Origin of the sequence: Nocardia tenerifensis NBRC 101015 (assembly GCF_000308715.1) — a bacterium.
Classification (GTDB): domain Bacteria; phylum Actinomycetota; class Actinomycetes; order Mycobacteriales; family Mycobacteriaceae; genus Nocardia; species Nocardia tenerifensis.
The window spans coordinates 1-25,536 of record NZ_BAGH01000599.1; the positions used below are offsets into that span (position 1 = coordinate 1).

Here is a 25,536-nt window from a genome sequence, read left to right on the forward strand (position 1 = left end):
GTCGGGCCGGACCTCGCAGTCGAAGCGATCCAGCACCGGCTCGGCGGCCCGCTCGCCGTGCGCGTAGGCCCGCGCGACCTGCTCGACCAGCGCGGAGGCGACCATGCACCACCACAGCGTGCCCGCGATGCGGGGCGAGGTCGTCCCCCACGAGCGACCCATCTCGGCAATGCGGGCCGCCAGCCAGTCCGGCCGCGTCAGCGTTCGCCCGGGAACCGTGTTCACCACTTCAGGGGACTGCGTAACCATTGCCACTCGACTCCGATCCAGCCGCCGACCATCCCGAACGTGCCCAATACCCACAGCGTCGCGACGACCAACGCGAACGTGATGGTCGCCGCGAACAAGCGCATGGCGGCGCCCCGAGCGGAGTACCACGCCATACCCTGCCGGTACTTGTCGCGCAGCCAGCCGAGTGCCCTTTTCGCCCAGGCGAATTCGGTGGCGAGGATGCCAAGTCCGGCGAATACGATCGCCCAGCCGGGTCCGGGGTAGGGAATCGCGAGGACTCCGACGGCCAGCACCGCGGTGCCCGCCAGCGCGACCCCGATCCGATAGGCGAGGTTCAGCGTAGGACGCGCGGCGACGCGGGCGCGGAAGGCGCGCCAACCCGTCTGCGTCGATCTTGTCTCCAGCTCGGCCGTCACCCTCTCCAGCGTACGAGACCGCCCGGTCGTCCTCCGGTCTCCGCCGCCGCGCCCGCCCGGGCCGGAGCGGCTCGGACGGGCGCGGCGCGGGGGGCTCAGACGAGCTCGGGTGTGACCCGGCGGCCCGTCTCGTCCTCGATGTCGGCCAGTCCGTCCTCGGTGATCTCGATGACGCGCGCGCTGGCGATGTCGAAGAACAGGCCCGACACCGTCACGCCGCGCTCGGCGACGGCCGCGCGCACCGCGGGGTGGCGCTGCAGGTTCTCCAGTTGCACGGCCACGTTCACCATGCTCAACTGGTCGACCTCGCCGAACCCGGCCCGCGCGGCGGCCACCGCGACCGGGTGCCCGCGCCGGACCCGGTCCACGCTCGGCCGGCCGTGCGCGAGCCACTTGTCGATCTCCGGACCCGCTTGGGCGCCTGAGTGCAAGGCCTTCATCGCGCCGCAGGACGAGTGGCCGCAGACCACGATGGAGCGGACGTTCAACTCCTCCAGCGCGAACACGAGCGCGGCGTCCACCGACGGGTCACCGACGGCGGGCACCAGGTTGCCCACATTGCGCACCGTGAACAGATCGCCCGGCCCGCTGTTGGTGATCATGTTCGGCACGATCCGGGAGTCCGCGCAGGTGAGGAAGAACGAGTCCGGATCCTGGCTGTCGCGCAGCCCGTCCAGGTGTGGCCGCACGACGTGCGCGTGGCTGCGGTGGTAGGCGGCGACGCCCGCCGCGATCGGGTCGTCGTGCTCGTCGCGGCGCCACGGGCCGAGGATGTCGGTCCACACCGCGCGCCCGAAGCTGCGCGATGGCGGGGCGTCCGTAGCGAAAGCCATGCGCGCGCTGCCGATCTCGACGAAATCGACGCTGCCGCCGCCGCTCTCCTGCTGACGCACCCAGTCCTCGATGGCCTCGAAGGCGGCGTGGTCGAGGAAGTCGACGGTCATCTCGACGGTGACGTCCGCGCCGGCGGGCACCTTCGCGAACTCCGCCGACAGCTTGGGCAGCGCGAGGAAGGTGCACGAGCCGTCGATGGTGATCATCCAGCGCTGCGAACCCGGGATCCGCTCGGCGCTGATGGCGACCCGCACGACCCGCCACAGCAGCAGCGCGAAGGCGAGCGCGAGGCCGATAAGCACGCCCTCCAGCAGATTCAGGAACACCACCGACGCCACGGTGACCGCGTACACCAGCAGATCACCGGTGCGCCGGGCCAGCCTGATGTGCGCGAGCTTCACCAGCTGCGTGCCGATCACGATCAGCAGACCTGCCAGCGCCGCCTTCGGAATCTGTTGCACCACACCGGCCAACGCCACCGAGAACACCAGGATCCAGACGCCGTGCAGCACCGCGGAGGCCCGGCTGCGCGCGCCCGCCTGCACATTGGTGGCACTGCGCACGATCACACCGGTGACCGGCAGGCCGCCCAACAGACCGGACAGCACGTTGGCCGAGCCCTGGCCGATCAGCTCGCGGTCGAAGTTGGTGCGCCGACCGGAGTGCATCTTGTCCACGGCCACCGCGGAGAGCAGGCTCTCCACGCTGGCGATCAAGGCGATGGTGAGGATCATGAGCACGACCGCCGACCAGTCGCCGCGCGGCAGCTCGGGCAGGCCGATCGCGTCGAACAGCGAGCCGTTCAACACGATTCGCTCGGCACCGGTCGGCAGCACCATGGCGAGCACGGTGGCCGCGAACACCGCGACCAGCGGACCCGGCACGGCACGCAGCCTGGCGGGCACGTACTTCCAGCCCAGCATGATGGCGATCACCACCGCGCCGAGAAATGCGTCGCCGCCGTGCAGCGACATCAGCTGCTCGGGGAGCTGGGTGATGTTCTTCCACGCGGAGCTGTGCGACGAACCGCCGAGCAGCACGTGCACCTGCTGCAGCGCGATGGTGATACCGATGCCGGCCAGCATCGCGTGCACGACCACCGGCGCGACGGCGAGCGCGGCCCGCGCGATCCGGCTGAGCCCGAACAGGATTTGCAGCACGCCGGCCGCGGCGGCGATGAAACAGGTTACCTTCCAACCGAATTGGTTGATGGACTCGGCGACGACGACGGTGAGGCCCGCGGCCGGGCCGCTGACCTGAAGAACGGAGCCGCCGAGCAGACCGGCGACGATACCGCCGACCACGGCGGCGATGAGACCGGCGGCGACGGGCGCGCCGGAGGCGAGGGCGATGCCGAGGGACAGCGGCAGCGCGACCAGGAAGACGACGATGGACGAGGGCACATCGTGCCGGAGGATCGATTGCAGACGATCGGACAGGGGTTCGGGACCAGGACCCCTGTCCGCCTGGACCGGCGGGGCAATCGGCGGGGCCAAATCGTTTTCGACAGCCATGACTATCTCCTTCGCCGAACTCGGCCGCGACGGCCGAGGTCGGTTGACGATCAACATGTCCAGCAAGGGGGCACACGACCGCGAACCGGCATCTCGCGGTGAAGCAGTTCTCGACGCATCAGTGGGCCGAGATGTAAACCGAAACAAGGCTATTAGTAAAGACTTAGCAAAGCCTGAGAATGATGCTAATAGCGCGTTAACTCCGCCGTACAGCCGCGATATGGCCTGCCTCACCACCAGCGCGACAGCACCGCGGCGCGGGCGCGCGGGCCGTCGCGGCGGTTAAACGGGCTCGGCGGCGACACGGCGGCCCTCGTCGTCGAACTCCGCGATGCCGTCCACGGTCACCTCGATCACCCGGGCGGTGGCGAGGTCGAAGAACAGCCCCGACACCGCGACGCCGCGCTCCTCGATCCCCTGCCGCACGGCCGGGTGCGCGTGCAGCCGCTCCAACTGCACCGCGACGTTCACCATGCCGAGCTGGTCGACCTCGCCGAAGCCGGCCAGCGCGGCGGCCTGGGCGACCGGGTGCCCGAGGCGGAAGCGGTCCAGGCTCGGGCGAGCGTGCGCCAGCCAGTCGCCCAAGCCGGAACCGGCGCGCACGTCGCGATGCAGCGCCTCCATCGCGCCGCAGCCGGAGTGTCCGCACACGACGACCGCGCGCACGTCCAGCCGCTCCAGCGCGTAGATCAGCGCGGCCTCGACCGAGACGTCGCTGCCCGCGGTGGGGACCAGATTGCCCACATTGCGCACGGTGAACAGGTCGCCGGGGCCGCTGTTGGTGATGACGTTGGGCACGATGCGGGCGTCCGCACAGGTGAGGAAGAACGAGTCGGCGTCCGGGCGGTGCCGCAGACCATCGAGGTGCGGGCGCATGAGGTGCGCGTGCCCGCGGTGGTAGGCGGCGATGCCCGCCGCGATCCGATCCTCGCGATTGCCGCTGCGCCGCCACGGTCCGATCGCCTGATCGATGACCTGCCTCGAGTGCCCGCGCTCGGGCGGGCCCGCCATCGCGCGGGCCATGCGCGCGCTGCCGATCTCCACGAATTCGACGGTGCCGCCGCAGGATTCGCGGTGCGCCGCCCACTCGGTGATGCGCTCGTAGGCGGCGTGGTCGAGGAAGTCGAGCGTCATCTCCACCGTCACGTCGACGCCGGCGGGCACCTTGGCCAGCTCCGCGGACAGCTTCGGCAGGGCGAGGAAGGTGCAGGTGCCGTCGATGGTCACCACCCAGCGGCGCGCGCTCGCCACCGGCTCGGCGACGATGGTCACCCGGACCACCCGCCACAGCAGCAGCGCGAAGGACAGCGCGAGCCCGATCACCATGCCCGCCAACAGATTCAGGAAAACCACGCTCAGCACCGTCGCCACGTACACGTAGAGGTCGCCGGTGCGCCGCGCGAGCCGGATGTGGGCCAGCTTCACCAGCTGCACGCCGATCAGGATGAGCAGCCCGGCCAGCGCCGCCTTCGGGATCTGCTGCACCAGCCCGGCCAGCGCCACCGCGAACAACAGCACCCAGACGCCGTGCAGCACGGTCGCCGCCCGGCTCTGCGCGCCGGCCTGCGCGTTGGTGATGCTGCGCACGATCACCGCCGCCACCGGCAGCCCGCCGAGCAGGCCCGACACCATGTTGGCCGAGCCCTGGCCGATCAGTTCACGGTCGAGCCCGGTCGAGTTGCCGGGGCGCAGCTTGTCCACGGCGACCGCGGAGAGCAGGGTCTCGACGCTGGCGATGAGCGCGATGGTCACCATGGTCATCGCGATCGCGGTCCAGCTGCCCGAGGGGACGGCGGGTAGCCCGATCGAGTCGAGCAGCGAGCCGTTGAGGACCAGCCGCTCCACGTGGGTCGGCAGCACCAGCGACAGCAGGGTGGCGACCACCACCGCGACCAGCGGCCCCGGCACGACCCGGATCTGGCGCGGCACGAACTTCCACGCGATCAGGATGACGATCACCACGACGCCGATGACCAGGTCACCGTGGTGCACCGAGCGCAGCTGGTGCGGCAGCTGGGTGAGGCTGTCGAACGACGAGCTCAGCGACGCGCCGCCGAGCAGCACGTGCACCTGCTGCAGTGCGATGATCACGCCGATGCCCGCCAGCAGCCCGTGCACGACCACCGGCGCGATGGCCAGCGCGCCGCGCGCGATGCGGCTGAGCCCGAACAGAATTTGCAGCACGCCGGCGCCGACGGTGATGAAACAGGTGGCGGCCCAGCCGAATTGGTGCACACTCTCGGCGACGACGACGGTGAGGCTGGCGGTCGGCCCGGTCACCTGCACCGCCGAGCCGCCGACCAGGCCGGCGACCACCCCGCCGACCACGGCCGCGATCAGACCGGCGGCGACCGGGGCGCCGGAGGCGACCGCGACTCCGAGGGAAAGCGGCAGTGCGACAAGGAAAACGACGATGGACGCGGGCAGATCATGACGGCCGATGGCGGCCAGGCGTTGCGATAGAGCGGGGTGGCGCGGCGACGTCCGTGGTGCGAGATCGGTGTCGGTGAGCATATTTCTCCTTCGCCGGGCGGCCCTGACCGCCTCGGTTCATCGGTGGAACATGTTCTGGCATCGAAGCGAGCGGCGGGCGTAGCTCAGCCGCTCCTAGAGCGGCGACCCGGGACGCGAAGGTCCGGCTAAATAGTAAAGACTTCGCAAAGTATATGGAAAGCTTTCAGGTGGAATCGGCCCGTCTGTCACCGAATTGTGATCCAGATCACCGAGTGGCGCAAGGCCTCGGGACTGCCTACTTCAGGTACCAGGCGACCAGCCGTTCCACCAGGCCGAGATCGCAGACCTCGTCGGGGACGCGCAGCGTCGCCTCCAGATTGCCGCGGTCGAACTCGATGCGGTCCAGCAGGTACTTTCCCGTGTACGCCATACGGGTCGCCACCGCACGATCCAGCGCGGTGAGCTGAGCGTCGTCCCAGTTCTCGGGGGTCACGGGGCGCAGCGTCATGCCGAGTCCAGCGCCGATCAGCCGGACGGTGTCGGGCGCGGGAACGCCTACTCGGTCGGTCAGATTGACGATGCGCGGCGGCTCGTCGACCTCGGCCAGCGCAAGCAGCCACTCCACGCAGGTGTCGATCGGCACGAGGTTGAGCGTGGCGCCCTCGGCGACCTGCACCGCCGCGTCGCCGCCGGGGAAGCGGTGCGCGACCCGCCGCATGTTCGTCATGAAGTTGTAGATGCCGAAATCCGAAGTGGTGTGGCCGGTTTTGGCCGAGCCGACCACCTGCCCGAGCCGGAACACCGAGCCGTCGACGCCGTGCTCGCGCACGAAGTCGCGGAAGACCAACTCGCCGCCGCGCTTGGTCGCCTCGTAGACCGTGCGGAAGCGGGTGTCGTCGGTGATGGGCAGCCAGGTCTCCGCGGTGGGCGCGTCCATGACGCCGCCGACATAGGCGGTGCTGATCAAGAAGAAGCGCGACCCGGGCCTGCTGTGTTCGACGAACAGTCGCAGCGCCCGCTCGGTCCCCCTGATGTTCACCTCCTCCAGCAGAGCGGGTCGGTTGGGTGAGAGATCGACCGCCGCGGCGAAGTGCCAGTAGTCGCAGGGCTCGGAGAAGATCGCGGCCGCCGTGAAATCGTCTATGCCCAAGCGCTCTTCGGTGAGTTCGCAGTCGAAGGTCTCGACGTCGGACATCGTCGCGGGCGGCTCCCCCTCGTTCAGCGTCGCCGCTTCGAGCGCCTCGAACACGCGGGTGCGCGCCCCTCTGGCCAGCGCTTTCACCCGGATGCCGCGCCTGCGCATCTCGCAGATGGTGTTGCTGGCGACGTATCCGTTGGCACCGTCCACGACCGCCACGCGCGCGTTGCCCATCAGATGCTCCACAGGTCGGCGGGCAGACGGCGGTCGACCAGCTTGCCGAGGGACAGGTCAGGGTCGCACGCGGCGTCGAGGCACAGCTGAACCACCGACGCGCACAGGGCGGCGGCCAGCTCGTCGTTCCATAGCCGTTGTGCCGCATTGAATGTCATGGCCATCGCCTCCCGCGTGCCCTTGATCGTGAGCAGGCCGTCGATCGGGAGCACGTTCCCCGTCGACGTCCGGTGCAGGGCGTAATCCGTTGCGACGCAGTCGGGTCCGAACAGCGTCGGGCCGGCGGACGCTTTGGGCACGTTCAGCATCTGCACCGGGAACAGGGCGCTGTGCGGATCGATCAGCGCGACAGACAGATCCGGGCAGACCTCGAGCACCTCGATGAACGGATACCACTGGAATCGGTAGGCGCTCAGGCAGCTCCGCTTGAACGCGGCGACGAGCTCCGCGAACGCCATTCGCGGCGTCCAGCGGAACCCGATCAGGAACGGGTTGAACAGCATCGCCACCGTCTGGTGATACCGCGGATCCCGGCGGCCGTGGCTGAAGGTCGGCATGAGATACGCCTCGCAGCCGCCGAGGTGACCGAGGAGGCAGCCGTATGCGGCGGCGAGCACCATGAACGGCGTCGCGCGCAGCTTGCCCGCCAAGCCTTGCACCGCAGCGCTTTCCGAGGACGTCAGGCCGCGATCGCTTCGAGAAGTCAGCGCCTGCCCGGCCTCCGCACCCGCTATCTGCAATACCTCGAGCGAGCCGATGTACTCCGGCCAGAAGGCGCGGGCCTCCTCCGCCGCCGGCGACTCCAGCGCGGCGAGTTCGTCGCGGACGATCTGCCGATAGTGCACGTCGAGCGGCGCGGGTTCGGGTTCGAGCCCGGCCGCCGCGCGATAGAACCGCCCCACATCGTGTTTGAGCACCTCGAGCGACCAGGCGTCGGCCACGCTGTGATGCACCGTCACCTGGAGCAGTCGCCGCTCGTCCGGCGCGTTCTCCAGCAGCAGCACGCGCACCAGCGGCGGGTGGGCGAGGTCGAAGGGTGCGTTGTTGTGCTCGACCAGCGTGTCCTCGGCCACATCCCAGGCTTCCGGCGCGACGGGCAGCACGGTCATCTCGGGTTCGCTCGCGGACCCGATGACCTGCTCGGCCATGCCGCGCCCGCGCACGACGCCGGTGCGCAGCGCCTCGTGCCGTTCGATGCCGCGCACCACGGCGTCGAACAGCCGACCCCGGTCGAGCGGGCCGTCGACGGCGAGCCGGAACGAGATGTTGAACGCCTCCGCCGCGCCGCCGGGGCGGATCGATTCCAGGAAATCCAGCATGTGCTGCCCGGGTGTCAACGGCAGCCGCGTCTCGGCCATCAGGATCTCGCGTGCAGAAACCGGTGTGCCGCAACGGCGTACGTGAGGGCGTAGCGCTTCAGGTCGTCCACCGCCACGAATTCGTCGGCCTTGTGCGCGATCCACTTCCCACCCGGCCCGTAGACCACGCTGGGGACCTCGCCGTAGTGGGTCAGGATGGTGCCGTCGGTGGTGCCGGGCACGCCGCCGAGGCTCGGCCGGGCGCCGTTGACGATTTCGTGCGCGTCGACCAGCGCGGTGACAAACGATGTGTCCGAGGCGGTTTCGACCCACGGGCGGTCGTCGATGACGGTGACGGACGAGCCGATGCCGCTCTCGCGCGTCGCGGTGTCGACGCACTGGCCGATGCGTTTGAGCAGCGTCTCGTGGTCGACGCCGGGCACGGTGCGGACATCCAGGTAGAGCGCGCTCGTGCCGGTGATGGTGTTCATCTGGTCCGGGGTGCCCGCGCGCACCACGGTCGGCGTGATCGAGGGAGCGCCGAGCGGCGGCCGGTCGCCGACCTCCCGGATCAGCGTGTGCTCGAGCGCCTCCAGCGCGAGCACCGTACGGGCCATGGCGGGCAACGTGTTCCGGCCCTGGAACGGCATCGCGCCGTGACTCATCACCCCGGTGAAGTCGACCCTGAGCCGGATCGCGCCCTTCGAGATCGGGCAGACCTCGTCGCCCTCCGGCTCGCAGCAGATGACGCCGTCGACGTCGCGGACGAACCCGTTGGCGACCGCGGCCTTGGCGCCCGTCATCATGCCCTCCTCGTCGGAGAGCAGCAACAGTCGGACGCGCCCGGGGAAGGGGCCGGACAGCTGCAAAGCCCTTGTCCCGTACAGCATTGCCGCCACTCCGGACTTCATGTCGGCGGCGCCGCGGCCGTAGAGCTTGCCGTCCCGGATCTCGCCGCCGAACGGGTCGACCGTCCACTGCTCGGGGTCGCCCTCGGCCACCACGTCCATGTGGCCCTCGAAGGCCAGCGTCGGGCCCGGCGCGCCGCCGCTCAGGGTGACCACGAGGTTCGGGCGGCCGTCGGCCTCGAAATACTCTGCCTCCCAGTCCCATTCCGCGAACTTCGCGCGGAGCAGGTCCGCGACGGCGCGCTCGCCTCGGCCCTCTTCGTGCGGGGTGTGGGTGCGCACGAGTTCGCGCGTGAACTCGATGAGTTCCTGCTCATCGATTCCGGCATCCAGCGAAGCGATGTCCACGGTGACCCCCATGGCGTCAAGTCTGTCCATGCTACGACGGCGTCGGTGTCCCCGTGCCGGATCCGGTGTCCCCGTGCGGGATCTGGCCGCTCCGGCGCGCCCTGATCCACGACATGGCTTGCCGCAGACCGGTGATCTCGCCGTCCTCCACGACGACGTTGGTGCCGAAGCCGTCGTCGTCGACGCGCCCGAGGGCCGCGAACCGCCGCCGCACCTCGGCCGCCTCCGCCGGCCCCGCGCCGCCGTCGTCGAGCCACTGATCCAGCGGCCGGAAACTGGTGGTCCGGCGGCACTCGACCATGTCGAGCCCGTTGCCCCGCAGCAGTTCGACGATCTGGTTCTCGCGAAGTGTTGTGGCGTGCCCGGGATCCCGGACGCGCTGGATCCGCTCGAACTCCTCGTGCGCCGCGCCGGACAGGCCCGTCACGTTGTCCGCGACGATGACGTGACCGAAAGGCCCGAGCACGCGCGCCATTTCGGCGACGACGAGGCCGGGGTGTTCGACCTGGTGCAGCGCGCGCGTGCACAGGACGAGATCGAATGCGCCGTCGGCGAACGGCAACTCCTCGGCCAGACCGACGACCAGCCGCACTCCGCTCACCTCGGCGCGGGCCTGCCGGAGCATGTCGATCGAGGAGTCGACGCCGACGATCGTCGCGCCGGCACCCGCTTTCGCCACCACCGCCGCCGCAGCCCCGGTGCCAGTCGCCATATCGAGGGCGCGCTCGAAATCCAGCGACCGGATCAGCTCGGCCAGCAGATCCGCCTGCAGCCGACGCGCCTGCCCGCCGGCGTACGACTGGGCAATCGCCCCGAATCTCACCTGGTTTCGGGAAACTTGCTCGCGGTAACCATCGGCCATCTGTCACACCTCGGCGCCGTGGGTGTTCGTGCGACCCCGGGAACCCAAGGGGTACGGCAAATCTGATATTCGCCGATATGCAACGGCCCTACGGTACCGTGGATTCACGCAAAAAGCCGCGTCCGTACACCGGGGGGACATCATCGGGATCGCCCGCTTCCCGGTCGACACATCGGCCGGTGACCGGTGCCCGGATGTTGCCGGCGTCCGTATCGAGGCCCCCTGCGGTAGTCACTGGTCTTTCGAGGGAGGCAGGTGGTCGATGGACGCCGCCGATGTTCCCGGCAGCTCCGTGCTGATGGACTCGCCTCGCACGATCGTCGGTGTGCGCGCGGCCGAGCTCGCGGCCGAGGTGGTGACCGGCGCGGCGGGCACGACGGCCCCGCGCGTACTCGTCACGGCCGGTAGCGGTTTCGCGCTGCGTAGCTGGTCCGCGCCGCTGCTGGCCGCGCTTGGCTCGTTTCCGCTGCACACCGTGGTCCAATCCGGCCTGCCCACACCGGAATCCGTGGCGCTGCTCGCCCACCAGGTGCGCGCGCACCGCGCCGACGTGGTCGTCACGATCGGCGGCGGCAGCGTCATGGACGCGGGCAAGGCCGCCGCGGCGCTGTCGGTCACGTCCGATCCCACCCCCGAATCGGTGGTGCGGATGTGCCGCGAAGGCGCGGGCGCACAGGGTGTTCCGCCGATCATCGCCCTGCCGACGACGCCGGGCACCGGCGCCGAGGCCACGCCGTTCGCCACGATCTGGCATCGGGATCGGGGGCGCAAGCTCTCCCTGCGCGGGTCCGCCCTGCTGCCCGCGACGGCCGTCCTCGACCCGGACCTGCTCGTCGGGCTGCCGGCGCCCCACCTCGTCAGCTGCCTGCTCGACACGCTCGCCCAGGGGTTGGAGGGCGCGTGGTCCATCCGCGCCGACGAGCGGTCCGAGTGGCTCGGCGCGACCGCGCTGGCGCTGCTCGCCGATCTGCTCGACCGGCCACACGACAACCTGGACGCGACGCAACGCCATGCCGCGCTGCTCGCCGGCCACCTCGCCGGGCGCGCCATCGCCATCGCGGGAACCACTGTGTGCCATGCGATGTCGTACTCGCTGACGCTGCGCCACGGCCTCAGCCACGGTCATGCCTGCGGGGTCACGCTGGCGGCCGTGCTGCGCTACAACGCGCTGGTAGACGACGACTGCACCGACCCGCGCGGCGCGCTGCGCGTGCGCGGCGCGATCGACAAAGCGGTACAGGCCACGGGCCTGGACGGCGTCGAGACCCTGGCGCGCAAGATCGAGGGGCTCGCGCGGTCGCCCGCGCTGCCGCCCGTCCCCGACATTCGCCGCGACGCGACCCGGATCGCCACCGAAGCACTCGCTTACGACCGCGCGGGCAACAACCCCGCCGCGTGGATGTGGCGGCCCTGACGCGGCTGCTGGCCCGGACCGCGGAGAGGGATTATGCGCGTTGACAATTACAAGGTCATGCACTGGCTCAACGCCAGAAAGCTGACGACCGGACAGGCCGCCGAGGCCGCAGGCCTGGACCACGCGCAGCTCGACAAGCTCATGGCGGGCGAGGACGAGTGGCCGGACGAGATCGCCCTCGCGGTCGCGCGGGCGCTGCTCCTCTCGCCCGAACAGCTTGTGGCGAGCGGTCGTTCGGAGCTGACCGCGCTCGTCCGCACCGCCCGGGAACTGCGCGACACCCGCCGCCCCATCCAGCGCGACGGCATCCACTTCTACAACTACTACACAATGGCCGCCCCGCAGGGCGCCGTCGCGCCGGTCATCCTGGACATCCTGTGTCCCGCGGATCGCCTGCCCGCCTTGAACAATGGGCATCTGGAGCCCGCGATCACCATCAATCTCGGCCCCGGCGACATCCACGGCCGCTGGGGCGCCGAGCTGAGCGAGGCGACCTGGCAGGTGATCGCGGCCAACTCCGGCGCGGACTCCTGGATCGTCGGCGACTCCTACGTCGAGCCGTCCTACTGCCCGCACACCTACTCGCTGGCCGGCGACGCCCCGGCCCGAATCGTCTCCTACACAGGGCAATCCTCGCTCGCCGGGCTCATGGAGGACGCCAACGACTGGTCCGATCCCGCGGCCGCGGCCATGCTCGACCGGCTCGACGACCACCTGACCCCGGACCGGGTGGCCGCACTGCTGCTCGCCCGCCGCGGGCACACGATCGAGTCGGCCGCGTCGGGAATGGGCGTGCCCGCAACGGATCTCGTCGCCGCGCTCGACCGGGGCGAGGTCGAACTCCTGCGCGCACTGGGGACGACGCTCGGCTTCGACTACCGGCTGCTGCTGCGGCCCGCGACCCGGCACGACGCGGTCGGCAAGACGTTCCAGGATGTCGACGGATGCCGCAGGGAGACAAGGGTTTTCCAGGGTTACCGGGTCGCCTCCATGGCCTCCGCCCCACACCTGCCCGACCTCACCGGCCTGTTCATGCGGGTAACCGGGGACGACGGCGCGAGCCTGTGCGAGCCCGCCGAGTCGCACTACCTCGTGACCTCGGGCACGCCGAGGCTGCACTGGACCGCCGCCGACGGCCGGGAGGAACACGCGGACCTCGAAGTCGACGCGTCGGCCTGGGTCGCACCCTTCGTGGCGCATCGGTGGTCCGGCGACGCCGCGCTGATCAAGCTCGGCTCCGGACGACACCTGGGCTACCTCGACCTGTACGAGCTGACCAATACCTACGCCGCGGCGTCCACCCTGCGGCGCGGCCGCCGGGACAGCCGCGGCTGGGGTTACGACTCCTGAGAACCGCGGGCAAGGGAGAACAGAGTGCGCGTCGTCTACACCGATCCCGCCTGGGCGTTGAACGAGCAGGGCCGACCGGATCCGGCCAGGGCCGATATCGAACGCACCGTCTTCGGCGACGGGATCGACCTGCGCCTCGGGCTGTTCGACGGCCGATATGTGGTGCAGGGCCCGGAGTTCCACGATCATGTGCGCGGCGCGGACGCCCTGGTGATCTATCGCTGCCAGGTCACCCCCGAACTGCTCGACGCCGTCGGGCCGAACTGCCGGGTGATCGCGCGCAGCGGGGTCGGCATCGACAATCTGAACGCGCCGCTGCTGGCCGGGACGGGCATCGTGGCGTTCAACGTGCCCGATTACTGCGTCGACGAGGTCAGCACGCACACCCTCGCCCTCCTGCTCGCGCTGGAGCGCAAGGTCTGCACCCAAAACCGGCTCGTCAAGATCGGCCGGTGGAACATCCACGCGGGCGGGGTGCCGCGGCGGGTGGCGACGTGCACCGCGGGCATCATCGGATTCGGCCGCATCGGCCGGGCGACCGCCCGGAAACTTCAGGCGTTCTACCGGAACATCATCGCCTACGACCCCTACGTGTCCGCCGATCTCATGGCCGGCTACGGCGTCACCGCCGTCGGCGACCTGACCGAGTTGTTCGCCGCGGCGGACTCGGTGGTGATCCACGCGGCACTCACCGAAGAGACCGACCGCCTCGTGGACGCCACCGCCCTGGCCGCGGTCCGGCCGGGCGCCCTGCTCGTCAACACCGCGCGGGGTCGGCTGGTCGATCCGGCCGCCGCGCTCGAGGCGCTGGAGGCGGGCCGGCTGGGCGGTTTCGCCTCGGACGTCTTCACGCCGGAGGACCCCAACGACGATCCGACGGCGCGAAAGCTGCTGCCCCGCGACGACGTGGTGGTGTCCGCGCACCGCGCGTTCCTGTCGGCGGAGTCCGAGCGCAGCTGCCGCCGCCGGATCGCCGAGGGCGTGGCGACCGTGCTGGCCGGCGGGCCGCCGCCCGCCGAGGGCCGAGTGACCTGATCGAGAGGCGATGCGCGTGAGCGAGAACTTCCCTGGGCGAACCGGCGCCACGGCCGGTCTGCGGCTGCGCGGGCTGCTCGCCGATCCGCAGCCGTCCTACCTGATGGGCGCCCACGACGGCCTCAGCGCCCGCATCGCGGCCGAGGCCGGATTCACCGGTGTGTGGGCGTCCGGCCTGTGCATGTCGACCGTGCTCGGCGCGCGGGACAGCGACGAGATCTCCTGGGCCGAACTGCTCGATCTCGTGGCGCGGATCGTCGAGGGCGGCGGCCTGCCGGTGCTCGTCGACGCCGACACCGGCTACGGCAACTTCAACACCGCGCGCCGGTTCGCCGCGCGCGCCGAGCGGATCGGCGCGGCGGGAATGTGCCTGGAGGACAAGGTCTTTCCCAAGATGAACTCCTACTTCGGCGACAGTCACCCGCTGGCGCCGGTCGGCGACATGTGCGCCAAGCTCGCGGCCTGCCGCGACCAGGTCGACGCCGAGTTCGTGCTGGTGGCCCGAACCGAGGCCCTGATCGCCGGAGCCGGTCTCGCCGAGGCGCTGCGCCGCGCCGAGGCGTACCGGCAGGCCGGGGCGGACGCCATCTTCATCCACTCGCGGCGTCGCACCGTCGACGAGATCGCCGAGTTCACCGCGGAGTGGGGCGCGCGGCTGCCGCTGGTGATCGCGCCGACGACCTACCACACGGTGCCGAGGGCGACCTTCGCCGAACTCGGTATCGCCGCGGTGATCTGGGCCAACCAGTCCATGCGCGCCGCGGTCGCCGCCATGCGGCAGGTCTGCCGGTCGCTACTGGCCGACGGCGCGGCCGCGGTCGAGCCCGGCATCGCCTCGCTGCGAGAACTGTTCGACCTAATGGGGTATCCGGAACTGGAGGCCGACGAGGCGCACTACACCGCGTTGGCGCAGAAGTGGTCCGACGCGAAACCCGTACGAGTGCAGTCACATTCGATGAGCGACGAGGACGTGAAACATGTTTCGTGACGGCGCGTTACAGCCCTCCTCCGACGACATCGCGGTGCGCAGCCCCTGGACCGGCGAGACCGTCGGCCGGGTCGCGCGCGACACCGCCGCGCAGTTGGACGAGGCCGTGCGGGGCGTCCGAGCCGCCTGGCGACCGCCACGGCCGGACCGGCGGGCGGCGATCCTGCACGCGGCCGCGCGCCTGATCCGCGAAAGATCGGACGCCCTGGCCGAATTGATCTCCCGCGAATCCGGCGTGTGCCTCGCCGAGACCCGCAAGGAGACCGAGCGGGCCGCCACCAACCTGGTCGTCGCGGCGGGCGAGGCCGAGCGCCTGCGCGGCGAGAACATCCCGGTGCCGGGCCATGATCGCCTGGCGCTCACCGTGTTCGAGCCGATCGGGATCGTCGCCGCGATCACGCCGTTCAACCGGCCGCTCAACCAGGTGGTCGTGAAGATCGCGCCCGCCGTCGCCGCGGGCTGCGCGGTCGTGCTCAAACCGTCGGAGAAGACGCCGCTCACCGCGCTCGCCTTCGCCGAGATCCTGCTCGAGGCCGGGCTGCCGCCGGAGCACCTGGTCGTCACCACCGGCGAACCCGGCGTCATCGGCGCCGCAATCGCCGGGCATCCGGAGATCGACATGGTCACCTTCACCGGCTCGGCGAGCACGGGACGCGCGGTGGCCAGGGCCGCCGCGGGCAAGAAGGTGCTGCTGGAGCTGGGCGGGAACGATCCGCTCATCGTGCTGCCCGACGCCGATCTCGCACTCGCGATGCAGCTGGTCGGGCAGGGCGCCTTCGCCACCGCGGGGCAGTCCTGCCGGGGGATCAAGCGCGTGATCGTCGTCGGCGACGTCGCCGACGAGCTGGTCGCCGGGGTGGTGGAGGCGGCGCGGGGCAAACGGGCCGGGGATCCGCTCGATCCGGCGACCGATGTCGGCCCGCTCATCAGCGAGGACGCCGCGGTCGTGGTGGAGCGGCGGATCGCAGGCGCGGTCGCCGCGAACGCGAAACTGCTGCACGGCGGCGATCGGCGCGGTCCGCTCATCACCCCCGCGGTGCTGGACCACGTCCCGGCGGACGCCGAGTTGGTGGTCGAGGAGACCTTCGGGCCCGTAGCGCCGGTCATCCGAGTGGCCGACACCGCGGAGGCGATCCGGGTCGCCAACGGGACGCGGTACGGGTTGCAGGCGGGCGTGGTCACCTCGAATGTGGCCGCCTTCACCAGTATTGCCGAGGCGCTGCGGGTCGGTGCCGTAAACCTCAATGCCGGACCGCATTTCGACTCACCGCACATTCCCTTCGGCGGCGTGAAGTCCAGCGGCTTAGGCCGCGAGGGCATCTCCTACTCGATCAGGGAGATGAGCACCGTCAAGACGGTCACGCTGCCGTACCCCTTCGCAGGTTAGGACGAACGAATGACCGTGTCGGACTCTGTCGACTATCGAGCCATGTTCCGGCTCGACGGGAAACGCGCCCTCGTGATCGGCGCGGGCAGCGGCATCGGCCGCGAATCGGCGCTCGCGCTCGGCGCGCTCGGGGCGCGGGTGACGTGCGCGGATATCGACCTCGCGAAGGCGGAGGAGACTGCGGGAGGATCCGGATCCGATTCCGCCGCAACGCTGTTGGATGTCCGGGATGCCGACGCCGTCGCCGCGGCCGCCGCGGCGCTGCCCGATCTCGACGTGCTCGTCTTCACCACCGGTCGCAACGTCCGCAAGCGTCTGTTCGACTACACCACCGCCGAGTTCGACGACGTGCTCGACCTGAACCTGCGCGGCGCCTTCCACATCATTCGCGCGTTCGGCGCCGGGATGGTCGCCCGGGGCGGCGGTTCGATCGTGGGCATGTCCTCGATCCGGTCGATCACCGTCGAGCCCGGGCAGGCCGTGTACGCGGCGTCGAAGGCGGCGCTGGTACAGCTGATCCGCGGCGCCGCGGCGGAATTCGGGCCCGCCGGGGTGCGGGTGAACGCGGTCGCGCCCGGCGTGGTGCGCACGCCGCTGACCGACCCGATCTTCGCGGTGCCGGAGTGGCAGGCCGCCTACGCGGCCAAGAGCGCGCTCGGCCGGTGGGCCCGGCCGAGCGAGATCGCCGGGGCGGTCGCGTTTTTGGCCTCCGACGCGTCCAGTTTCATCACCGGGTCGCTGCTGTGCGTCGACGGCGGCTGGACCGCCGTCGACGGCCGCTACGATCCGCCGCGCTGAGTCACCTCCCCCGCCGCGTCGTCGACGAAGGCGCCCATGTCGGGCGCCTCGAAGACGAGAGTCATCGGCAGCTCGACGCCGAACTCCGTGCGTAGCCCGGTCATCAGCTCGCCGGCGAGCAGCGAGTCACCGCCCAGCTCATAGAAGTTCGCGGTCGGTTCGGTGAAATCGGGGCCGCACACGCGCCCGACCACCGTCCAAATCCGTTCTCGCACGGATCAATCCCTTCGCCGCAGTTTGCCGGAGGCGGTCCGGCGCACGTCGGCCACGATGTCGATGATCCGCGGCGTCTGGGCCCGGGACAGCTCGGCCCGGCAGCCGCGCATCAGCTCGGCACGGACCTGCTCCGGATCCCCGTCGTACAGGCTGACCTCGGCATACACCACCTCTCCGAGCGCGGGGTCCGGCAGGGCGCGAATGCGGACGTCACGTACCGCACTGTGGCGCTCCAGAACCCGCTCGACGTCGCGCGGAAAGACCTTGACTCCACCGACGTTGATGGCGTCGTCCTTGCGTCCGATCAGGGACACGTAGCCTTCGGCGTCCATCCACGCGAGGTCGCCGACGCTGAAATGCCCTGCGGCCTCGGCCAATTCGGGCCCGACTCCGAGATACGCGGGCTGCGCGGCGTTTTCGTCGGTCATGAACAGCTCCCCCGCCGTCCCGGCCGGGACCTCACGCCGGCACTCGTCCAGGATGCGAGCCGAACAGTGGATCGGCCGACCCACCGAACCCGGGTGCTCGAGCCACTCGTCGCCGCGGATGCTCAGGGTGCCGATCCGTTCGACGCTGCCATACTCCTCATAGACCCTGGCCGGTTCGATCAGCTCCAGCCAACCGCGTTTCACCGGCTCCGGGCACCGCGAAGCGGTGTGCACGACCAGCTCCAGCGAGGAGAACCGGCGCCGGTCCATGCCGCTCGCGGTGAGGAGCGTGCCCATCTGCGCGGGCACGGTCCGCATGACCTGCACCCGCTCGGACTCGAGCAGCTCCAGGAACAGTTTCGGCGAGGCATTGCCCGGAATGACGATGCGGTGTCCGAGCGCCAGGCCGTGGTACAGCGCGCCGAAACCCGCGTGGTACAGGGGAAGTCCGACGATCTGCGTCTGGCCGTAGCCCAGGCCCCGCTCTTGTTCCGCGGGGCTCAACGGCCCGGATTCGGTGTAGGCCCACGGCCGGTTCCTGATGACGAGCTTGGAGATGCCGGTGGTGCCGCCGGACAGCGAGACCGATCTCGGAAGTCCGTCCGCCGGAATCGGAGTCGGGACCTCGCGCCGGTGCGCGGCGCTGAGCCCCAGGTCGTCCCCTTCGACGACCCACCCTCGCGAGTATCGGCCGGTGATATTGGACCGCACCGCGGCCGGCCACCGATGATCCACGGGAAGGACGGTGGCCCCGACCTCCCACAGCGCCAGCGTCGCCACCACGTGGCCGACGCCGGACGGGAGGGCGACCGCGACGACGTCGCCCGCGCGTAATCCGTTGCGCCGATAAACTTTCGCCCGCTCGCCCGACTCGGCCACCAGTGCGCTCCAGGTGATCTCGTCCGCGGCGGTGAAGCCGCGGACGGTGACGGCGGGTTCCTGCGGCCGGTCCGCGGCCGTCTTCGCGACGAGCTCGCAGACCGAAATGCTGTGCTTCATCTGTTTATCCGCTGCCGACCACGTATTCGTCGGCGACGCACAGTGTCTCGTCGAGCAGGGCCATTCCCTCGCGGATCTCCGCCTCATCGATGATCAGCGGCGGGGACACCACGATCATGTTCCAGTGGGTGAGCAGGTACAGGCCTTTCTGGAACGCCGCCGCGGTCAGCTTCGTCATCGGCTCGGCGGCCGCGCTGCCGGGGTTGAACGGGACCAGCGGTTGCTTGGTCGCGCGGTCGGTGACGAGTTCGATGCCCCAGAAGCATCCGCTGCCGCGGATATCGCCGATCGAGGGATGTCGTTCGGCCAGTTCGCGTAACGCGGCCTCGATCACGGCGCCGAGACGGTCGGCGCGTTCGACCAGTCGCTCCTTCTGATAGACCTGCAACGCGGCGACGGCGGCCGCGCAGGCCACCGGGTGTGCACTGTAGGTCAAGCCGTAGGGGAAGACCGAGTCCTGCAGCCACCCGGAGAGCCGGTCGCTCACGGCGACGGCGGCCAGCGGCAGGTAGCCGGCGGTCAAACCCTTTGCGCACGTGATGATGTCGGGCACCACGCCCCACCGGTCGCAGGCGAACCAGCTGCCGGTGCGGCCGAACCCGGTCATCACCTCGTCGCAGATCAGCATGATCCCGTGCTCGGTGCACACGTCGCGGATGGCCCGCAGATACCCGTCGGGCGGGACGATCACGCCGTTGATGCCGGTGATCGGCTCGACGATCACCGCCGCCACGTTCTCCGCGCCCTCGTACTGGAGCAGTTCGCGCAGGTGCGGCGCGCCCGAGCACACCGGGCACGGCGTGGGATGACCGGCGGGGCAGCGGTAGGTGTACGGGTCGAGCATGCGGACCACGCCCGGCACCCCCGGCTCCCCGACCCACCGGCGCGGCTCGCCGGTCAGCGTGAGCGCACCCGCCGAACTGCCGTGATACGAGCGGTAGCGGGCGATGACCTTGTCGCGGCCGGTGTACGCGCGCGCCAGACGGATCGCGGCCTCGTTCGCCTCGGTGCCGCTGCACGCGAAGAAGAACGAGTTGAGGTCGCCCGGGGTGATCTCGGCCAGCCGGTCGGCCAGCTCGTCGACGATCTCTACGTCCCATGGCCGCCCGAGGGTCGCCATGGTGGCCACCTGCTTCTGCACCGCCTCCTGGATCTCCGTGCGGCTGTGACCCAGGTTGGCGTTGACCAGTTGCGAACTGAAATCGAGATAGGACCGGCCCGCCGCGTCGAAGAAGCGGCAGCCCTCGCCGCCGACTATGCGCGGCGGCGGCTGGGTTCCCTGTCTCGACCAGGCCTGGATCACCCGGCCTCTAGCTTCTCCCATATGAGACACCTCCCGATTCCCTTGGCGCTGAGACGTTTACGTTCTCAGCGGATGGCGACGCGACGCCGGCTTCCCGGATCGAAGGTGAACGTCGCGACGATCGACAGAGCGCACGCCCATCCGGTGAGCACCGCGAGGTTCGGCGCGACGCTCGCCAATCCCCCGTGTTCGGCGAGCACGCGTTTCATGCCGTCCACTGCCCAGTACTGCGGGGTGAGCGGCGCGAGCGGGCGGTTCCACGCGGGCAGCAGCCGGACCGGCACCACCGCGCCGCCGACCGCGCCCATGCCGAGAACCACCAACTGGCAAAGGTTTTGCATCGCCGAGACGTTGCGGGTGAGCGCGATCAGCACGAGGCCGAGGGCGATGGCGGTCCACGCGATGATCAGGATGAGCACGGTGAGGGCGAGCAGCGATCCGTTGATCGTTCCGCCGAACAGCACCCGTCCGGTGCCGATCAACAGCGCCATCTGTGCCGCGGACAGCAGGAAGTACGGGATCGCGAGCTGGATCGCCATCACCCCCTTGGACAGGCCGCTGGTCTTCACGAGATTCCATGCGCCCGAAGCGTGTTCGCGGTAGTGCGCGGTGCCCATGAACATCATCACGTAGAAGCCGAACATGATCGTGAAGCCCGGCACGGTCTGGTTCGCGCCCGCGCCGCCGGTGAGGCCGGAGAACGCCTCGCTGAGCAAACCCTGCATCAGCAGCGGCGCGGCGAAGAGGAAGACGAACAGGGTGGGGTCCTGACGCCAGGTCGACAGCTCTTTCCGGACGAAGGCGCAGGTGATCGTCATCGCGCCGCCACGCGGGGCTCGATGACCTGGAGAAAGGCGTTCTCCAGGGAGATCGGGACCACTCGCACATCCTTGACAGGCAGCCGGCTCTCGTCGAGCAGCTCGAGGATCGTCGACAGGATCTCGGCCTTCTCCGCGCTCACCTGAATGCGTCTGCCGCGCAACGTGATTCCGCTGTCGGGCAGCGCCTCCGACAACAGGGTCGTGACGGCCGCAACCTCGTCGCTGACGATCTCGCAGTACGGGCTGGCGTATTGCGCCACAAAGCTTTTCACGTCGGACGTGACGATGAGCCGGCCCGTGTCGAGCACACCCACTCTGTCGCAGAGGATCTCGGCTTCCTCCAGGTGGTGGGTGGTGTAGAGGATGGTCGCGCCCTCGCCGCGCAGCTCGCGCAAGATGTGGTGGATGGCGTGCCTGGAGTCGATGTCGACGCCGGTGCTCGGCTCGTCGAGGACCATGAGCGGCGGGGCGTGCACAATGCCCATGCCGATCGAGAGCCTGCGGCGTTCACCGCCGGACAGGTTGGCGCCGCCCCGGTCGGCCACCGCGCTGAGCCCGAGCAGCTCCATCACCTCGCCCGCTCTGCGCCGGGCGGACGCACTCGACATGCCGCGCACGATCGCCGCGAAGCTCAGGTTCTGCCACACCGTCATCGCCAAGTAGACCGTATTGTCCTGCGGGACATAGCCGATGCGCTTGCGCACCCGCCGGCCGTGGCGTCGCACGTCGCTGCCGAACACCCGGATGCGGCCCGCGGTGGGCTTGACGAGTCCGCAGACGATATCGAGGGTCGTGGACTTGCCCGCGCCGTTGCGGCCGAGCAGTCCGAAGATCTCGCCGCGGCCGATGGACAGGTCGACGTCGTCCAGGGCCAGGACCTGGCCGTACTTCTTTCGCAAGCCTTCTACCTGGACGACCGGTTCGTCGGGTGTCACGTCCATGGAGCGGCCTGCTCCACGATCGAGCGGACGAGGTCGCGGTAGTGGACGGCGCGGCCATAGCACTGCGTCATCATGACCGCGCCGATTCCGCTGGGGATGTGGTAGAGGAAGCAGGTCGCGCCGCGGCCGAGCCAGCCGACGGTTCGCGCGTGCGGATCCAGGGCGGACCAGGCCGGATCGGTGCTCGGCACGTGCAGCCCGTATGAGAAGCCGTAGCCCTTGCCAGGGAGATAGTCGGGGCCGCTGCCGGCTAGCGGGCCGATTTGATCTATGAAGAGCGCGCGGCTGTTCGAGCCCAGGGCCGGTATCGACAACTGGCCGTCGCGGTCGGGGGTGATCGCGCACAGCAGAGTGGCGAAGTCGGCGGCGGTCGAGTAGCCGCCCGAGCCCGCCGACAGCCAGGCCGGCCGTTCCTGATGTGTCACAAGGTCTTTGGGCGTCGCGGGCGGGTCCATGGACGGCTGTGCGACGCGGTGCAGGTCCGCCGGACGAACGCTGAAACCGGTGTCGCGCAGGCCGAGTGGGCGGCAGACGCGCTGGTCGACGATCTCGTCGAGGGGGCGGCCGTCGGCCAGTTCCAGGATGCGACCGAGGACATCCAGGGCCATGCCGTACTCCCACACCGTTCCGGGATCGGCCGCGAGGGGCTGCTTCGCGAGGTTCCGCACGGCGTCGTCCAGGGTGTATGTCCCGGCGCGGTGTTCGTACTTCCGGATGCCGGCCTTTTCGTAGTACGGCTTGATGTTCGGCGAGGTGTGGTAGCCGCCGCCGATGCCCGCAGTCTGCCGCAGCAGGTCCTCGATCAGGAGCGGGCGTTTCGGCGGTCGCAGCGCGCCGTCCGATTCGACGCGGAGGCCGGCGAAGTACGGCAGCCACTCGGCGACCGGGTCATCCAGTCGCAGCTTGTCCTCCGCCATCATGCGCAAGGCCGCCAGCGCGACGAAGACCTTCGTCATGGAGTAGATGCGGAAGATCGCGTCATCCGGCATGGGCCGCGCGCCGTACGGGTCGAGCTTGCCGACGGCCTGCAGATCGATCAGCGATCCGTCCGCCGTGACCGCGATGACCGCTCCGGGCAGCCTGCGCGCCTCCACCTCGGCCGAAATGGCCGACAGCAGCTGCGTCATCATGTCCATCGTCGTCTCCCGCGCCCCCCGACGCCCCATTTGCGTATTCGTACTTCAGCGCCTGGTCGACGACGCCGAGGGTCAAACCTCCACGTTGTCGATCAGGCGGGTGGTACCCACCCGGACGGCCGCCACGAGCCGGTTGCCGCTCGTGGCCTCGGGCACCGGGTCGAGGGTTTCGCTGTCGACCAGTTCGAGGTATTCGACCCGGTGCACGCCCGCCTCGATCAATTGTCGGCGTCCGGCGGCGAGCACGGCGGCGACTTCGCCCGATTCGGTCCGTAGCTGTGTGGTGAGGTCCGTCAGGATGCGGAACAGGGACGCGGCGATGGGGCGTTCGGCGAGGGAGAGATAGGTGTTCCTGGACGAGAGGGCCAGGCCGTCGGCCTCGCGGACCGTCGGAACCGCCCGGACCTCCACCGGCAGCCCCAGGTCACGAACCATGGCCCGCATGACCACGAGCTGTTGGAAGTCCTTCTCCCCCAGGTAAACCGCGGTGGGGGCGAGCAGGATCAAGATCTTCGACATCTCGGTGGTGACGCCCGCGAAGTGGGTCGGGCGTCCCTGCCCGCACAGCACCGACGACAGGCGCGGCACCGCGACCGTGAGACCGAATCCGGGCGGGAACAGTTCCTCCGCCGTCGGCAGCCAGGCGATGTCGGCGCCCACCTTCTCGCACAGGCCTAAGTCTGTTTCCTCGTCGCGCGGGTAGGACTCGAAGTCCTCATTCGGCCCGAACTGCAGCGGATTGACGAATATGGACGCCACCACCACGTCGTCGCGCCTCTTCGCCTCCTGAATGAGCGCGAGGTGCCCATCGTGCAGCGCCCCCATGGTGGGCACATAGCCGATGCTCTTACCCAGCTCGCGAGATCGGGCCAGGGCTCGGCCCAGCTCCGCCGTACTCCGGACAATGATCATCGGCGTTGCTTCCCTCAGCGCTTCACGGTGCTCGGCGCGTCGGACGTGTGACACTCCGCGCTCGATTCCCACGGCGATCCTAACAAGCAGGGTGGCGCCGTGTTCTCGAATCCGGGCTACCGCGAAGGGCTTTCGGTCAGGTCTGCTGCACCGGCTCGTAGGTGTCCGCGCCGAGCCCGAAGGTCCACGCCACGCCCTCGCGAGCGGTCTGTGTCGTCGGTGGCACCCGTAGCCAGTAGGTGCGGTGGGTGCCGTCGGGTTCCGGCGTGGAGTTGACGACCTCGACCATCACCACGTCCTCGTCGCCGTCGAGCTCGATCCGCCACAGCACGCCGGTCTCGTCGCGATGGATCGGTTTCGCGCCGGATTCGTCGAGGTAGCGGTCGTAGCCGTAGTACTCGAGCATGACGCGGCGCAGTTCGGCGTTCTCCTCCTCGCGGATCCGCTCGGGCGTCAGCGACCGCAGGCTGTCGAGGAATTCCGCGCTGACGGACATGCCGCGCCACGCGTGCAGCGCGAAACCGTCGGTATACGCCAGGGCTGGGCCGTCGCCGCGGTCGAGACGGCCCGCCTCGTCGCGGTGCAGCTCGGTGGGGCGCTCGCTGAGGACGGCGACGTTCTCGTACGGCCACCACCAGCCCGCTTCCCGTGCCGCGGCGGCCAATCCGGCCAGCGGCGAGCCCGCGGCGGTGTCGAAGGCGCACAGCCACGCGGCGTCGTGCTGGCCGAGTACCGCGTCCAGCAGCAGAAGGCGAATCTGGGTGCGCTGTGCGGGTTCCTGGGCCTCGATGACGCCGTCGCGGATGCGCTCCACCACGGTCCGGGTCAGTTCCCATAGATCCGCGCCGGTGGACTGCCAGTGTTCGCTGAAGGCTCTCGACCCCAATTCGGCGTGGACACGGGCGCGTTCGGCCGCCCACGGACCGCTGCGCAGCGCTTCGCGCACACTGCCGCCGCGGTCTTCGAGGCTGCCGTCCGACAGCATCCGCACCGCCGTCAGCGGCGAACCGGCCCACACGATTCGCTCGGGCTCGCGAAGGCCCGCCGATCGGTAGGCCGAGCGCACTCCAGCCTCCGCCGCCGTTCGGTCGCCGGGGCCGATCTGCGCCGAAATCGCCCGCCACACATCACGTTCCGTCACGTTTTGCTCTCTCTGTGCTCGTTGGAGGTTTGCTGACACCGGGGCGCTCAGTCGGCGACGATCCGGACCGAACCCGGCACGTACTCCCGCTGGCGCACCACGCGGTACCAGCCCTTCGGCAGCGTGATGGCCGCGTGCTCCTCGTGGACGACGCGACCGCCCTCGGGCAGGTGCAGCAGCATCGGCCCGAACGCGCTCGTCTCGCGAATCAGCCTGCCGGGGCTCGGAACAGCGTGCGCGTGGCCGGTGACCTCGCCGAGCGCCAGGACCAACCGTCCGCGCGCGTCGCGGGGTTCCGAGGCCGCGTGCACGGCCGTCTCGGGCACCGCGCTCCGCGCCAACGGAACGATCAGGACGTCGCCTTGCCGATACATGATTTCTCCTCCCACCGCGGCCCCACATCGGTGCCGTGGCGAGGACGGTAGCGGTG

Annotated in this window: 22 protein-coding genes and 1 pseudogene; 6 read left to right on the forward strand and 17 right to left on the reverse strand. The window is 70.0% G+C overall.

The window, feature by feature from the left end:
* The 8 genes and pseudogenes from ON39_RS40890 to ON39_RS46525 all read right to left on the reverse strand — a co-directional run.
* Window positions 1–225, reverse strand: a pseudogene (locus ON39_RS40890) ((2Fe-2S)-binding protein); the annotation flags it as partial.
* Window positions 222–647: a TIGR02611 family protein gene (locus ON39_RS40895; protein WP_040742300.1), complete on the reverse strand. Its 426-nt coding sequence runs from the start codon at window positions 645–647 to the stop codon at window positions 222–224. The pseudogene ON39_RS40890 and the gene ON39_RS40895, both read right to left, overlap by 4 nt.
* 95 nt (window positions 648–742) lie before the next feature.
* Window positions 743–2,995, reverse strand: a complete 2,253-nt coding sequence (locus tag ON39_RS40900; RefSeq protein ID WP_040742301.1) for a SulP family inorganic anion transporter — start codon at window positions 2,993–2,995, stop codon at window positions 743–745.
* A 282-nt stretch (window positions 2,996–3,277) separates the two neighbouring features.
* Window positions 3,278–5,509, reverse strand: coding sequence for a solute carrier family 23 protein (locus tag ON39_RS40905; RefSeq protein WP_040742303.1), 2,232 nt, complete (start codon window positions 5,507–5,509; stop codon window positions 3,278–3,280).
* A 235-nt stretch (window positions 5,510–5,744) separates the two neighbouring features.
* Entirely contained in the window at window positions 5,745–6,821 is a 1,077-nt protein-coding gene (locus ON39_RS40910; protein WP_040742304.1) for an SDR family oxidoreductase, read from the reverse strand.
* Window positions 6,821–8,179 carry a condensation domain-containing protein gene (locus tag ON39_RS40915; RefSeq protein ID WP_040742306.1) on the reverse strand — a complete coding sequence of 453 codons (1,359 nt, stop codon included), beginning with the start codon at window positions 8,177–8,179 and terminating at the stop codon, window positions 6,821–6,823. Before ON39_RS40915 ends, ON39_RS40910 begins: the two co-directional genes overlap by 1 nt.
* Window positions 8,179–9,405 (reverse strand): M20 family metallopeptidase, encoded by a 1,227-nt coding sequence (locus ON39_RS40920; RefSeq protein ID WP_255219339.1) that lies wholly within the window; start codon window positions 9,403–9,405, stop codon window positions 8,179–8,181. The genes ON39_RS40915 and ON39_RS40920 overlap by 1 nt, the downstream gene beginning before the upstream one ends.
* Before the next feature lies 1 nt (window position 9,406).
* On the reverse strand, window positions 9,407–10,237 hold the full coding sequence (locus ON39_RS46525; RefSeq protein ID WP_051187754.1) for a methyltransferase domain-containing protein: 831 nt from the start codon (window positions 10,235–10,237) through the stop codon (window positions 9,407–9,409).
* 262 nt (window positions 10,238–10,499) lie between these two features.
* Here ON39_RS46525 and ON39_RS46530 point away from each other — a divergent pair, with 262 nt between their 5' ends.
* The 6 genes from ON39_RS46530 to ON39_RS40955 are packed head-to-tail and all read left to right on the forward strand — an operon-like array spanning window position 10,500 to window position 17,209.
* The gene (locus ON39_RS46530; RefSeq protein ID WP_051187755.1) at window positions 10,500–11,651 is read left to right on the forward strand and encodes an iron-containing alcohol dehydrogenase; all 1,152 of its coding nucleotides are present in this window, start codon (window positions 10,500–10,502) and stop codon (window positions 11,649–11,651) included.
* A 33-nt stretch (window positions 11,652–11,684) separates the two neighbouring features.
* Window positions 11,685–13,001 (forward strand): cupin domain-containing protein, encoded by a 1,317-nt coding sequence (locus ON39_RS40935; RefSeq protein WP_040742310.1) that lies wholly within the window; start codon window positions 11,685–11,687, stop codon window positions 12,999–13,001.
* A 24-nt stretch (window positions 13,002–13,025) separates the two neighbouring features.
* Window positions 13,026–14,036, forward strand: coding sequence for an NAD(P)-dependent oxidoreductase (locus ON39_RS40940; protein WP_040742311.1), 1,011 nt, complete (start codon window positions 13,026–13,028; stop codon window positions 14,034–14,036).
* Window positions 14,037–14,052: 16 nt separating this feature from the next.
* The gene (locus tag ON39_RS40945; RefSeq protein WP_246003195.1) at window positions 14,053–15,024 is read left to right on the forward strand and encodes an isocitrate lyase/phosphoenolpyruvate mutase family protein; all 972 of its coding nucleotides are present in this window, start codon (window positions 14,053–14,055) and stop codon (window positions 15,022–15,024) included.
* Entirely contained in the window at window positions 15,014–16,411 is a 1,398-nt protein-coding gene (locus ON39_RS40950; RefSeq protein WP_040742312.1) for an aldehyde dehydrogenase family protein, read from the forward strand. Before ON39_RS40945 ends, ON39_RS40950 begins: the two co-directional genes overlap by 11 nt.
* A 9-nt stretch (window positions 16,412–16,420) precedes the next feature.
* Window positions 16,421–17,209, forward strand: coding sequence for an SDR family NAD(P)-dependent oxidoreductase (locus tag ON39_RS40955; protein WP_040742313.1), 789 nt, complete (start codon window positions 16,421–16,423; stop codon window positions 17,207–17,209).
* Here ON39_RS40955 and ON39_RS40960 read toward each other — a convergent pair.
* The 9 genes from ON39_RS40960 to ON39_RS41000 form a co-directional block, all read right to left on the reverse strand.
* On the reverse strand, window positions 17,191–17,424 hold the full coding sequence (locus tag ON39_RS40960) for an acyl carrier protein (RefSeq protein WP_083895005.1): 234 nt from the start codon (window positions 17,422–17,424) through the stop codon (window positions 17,191–17,193). The genes ON39_RS40955 and ON39_RS40960 overlap by 19 nt on opposite strands.
* Before the next feature lie 3 nt (window positions 17,425–17,427).
* Window positions 17,428–18,852, reverse strand: a complete 1,425-nt coding sequence (locus ON39_RS40965; protein WP_040742316.1) for a class I adenylate-forming enzyme family protein — start codon at window positions 18,850–18,852, stop codon at window positions 17,428–17,430.
* A gap of 4 nt (window positions 18,853–18,856) precedes the next feature.
* Window positions 18,857–20,176, reverse strand: coding sequence for an aminotransferase class III-fold pyridoxal phosphate-dependent enzyme (locus tag ON39_RS40970; protein ID WP_040742318.1), 1,320 nt, complete (start codon window positions 20,174–20,176; stop codon window positions 18,857–18,859).
* Between the two features lie 44 nt (window positions 20,177–20,220).
* Window positions 20,221–20,973, reverse strand: coding sequence for an ABC transporter permease (locus ON39_RS40975; RefSeq protein ID WP_040742319.1), 753 nt, complete (start codon window positions 20,971–20,973; stop codon window positions 20,221–20,223).
* Window positions 20,970–21,917 (reverse strand): ABC transporter ATP-binding protein, encoded by a 948-nt coding sequence (locus tag ON39_RS40980; RefSeq protein ID WP_063713469.1) that lies wholly within the window; start codon window positions 21,915–21,917, stop codon window positions 20,970–20,972. Before ON39_RS40980 ends, ON39_RS40975 begins: the two co-directional genes overlap by 4 nt.
* On the reverse strand, window positions 21,908–23,083 hold the full coding sequence (locus tag ON39_RS40985; RefSeq protein WP_083895007.1) for a serine hydrolase domain-containing protein: 1,176 nt from the start codon (window positions 23,081–23,083) through the stop codon (window positions 21,908–21,910). The genes ON39_RS40980 and ON39_RS40985 overlap by 10 nt, the downstream gene beginning before the upstream one ends.
* Window positions 23,084–23,125: 42 nt before the next feature.
* Complete coding sequence (panC, locus tag ON39_RS40990) at window positions 23,126–23,965, reverse strand: pantoate--beta-alanine ligase (protein ID WP_040742320.1); 840 nt, start codon at window positions 23,963–23,965, stop codon at window positions 23,126–23,128.
* A 136-nt stretch (window positions 23,966–24,101) separates the two neighbouring features.
* A complete protein-coding gene (locus ON39_RS40995; protein WP_040742321.1) occupies window positions 24,102–25,106 on the reverse strand; it encodes a DUF6745 domain-containing protein in 1,005 nt (334 codons plus the stop codon).
* A gap of 47 nt (window positions 25,107–25,153) precedes the next feature.
* Window positions 25,154–25,480: a DUF8820 family protein gene (locus ON39_RS41000; protein ID WP_040742323.1), complete on the reverse strand. Its 327-nt coding sequence runs from the start codon at window positions 25,478–25,480 to the stop codon at window positions 25,154–25,156.
* Window positions 25,481–25,536 lie beyond the last annotated feature (56 nt).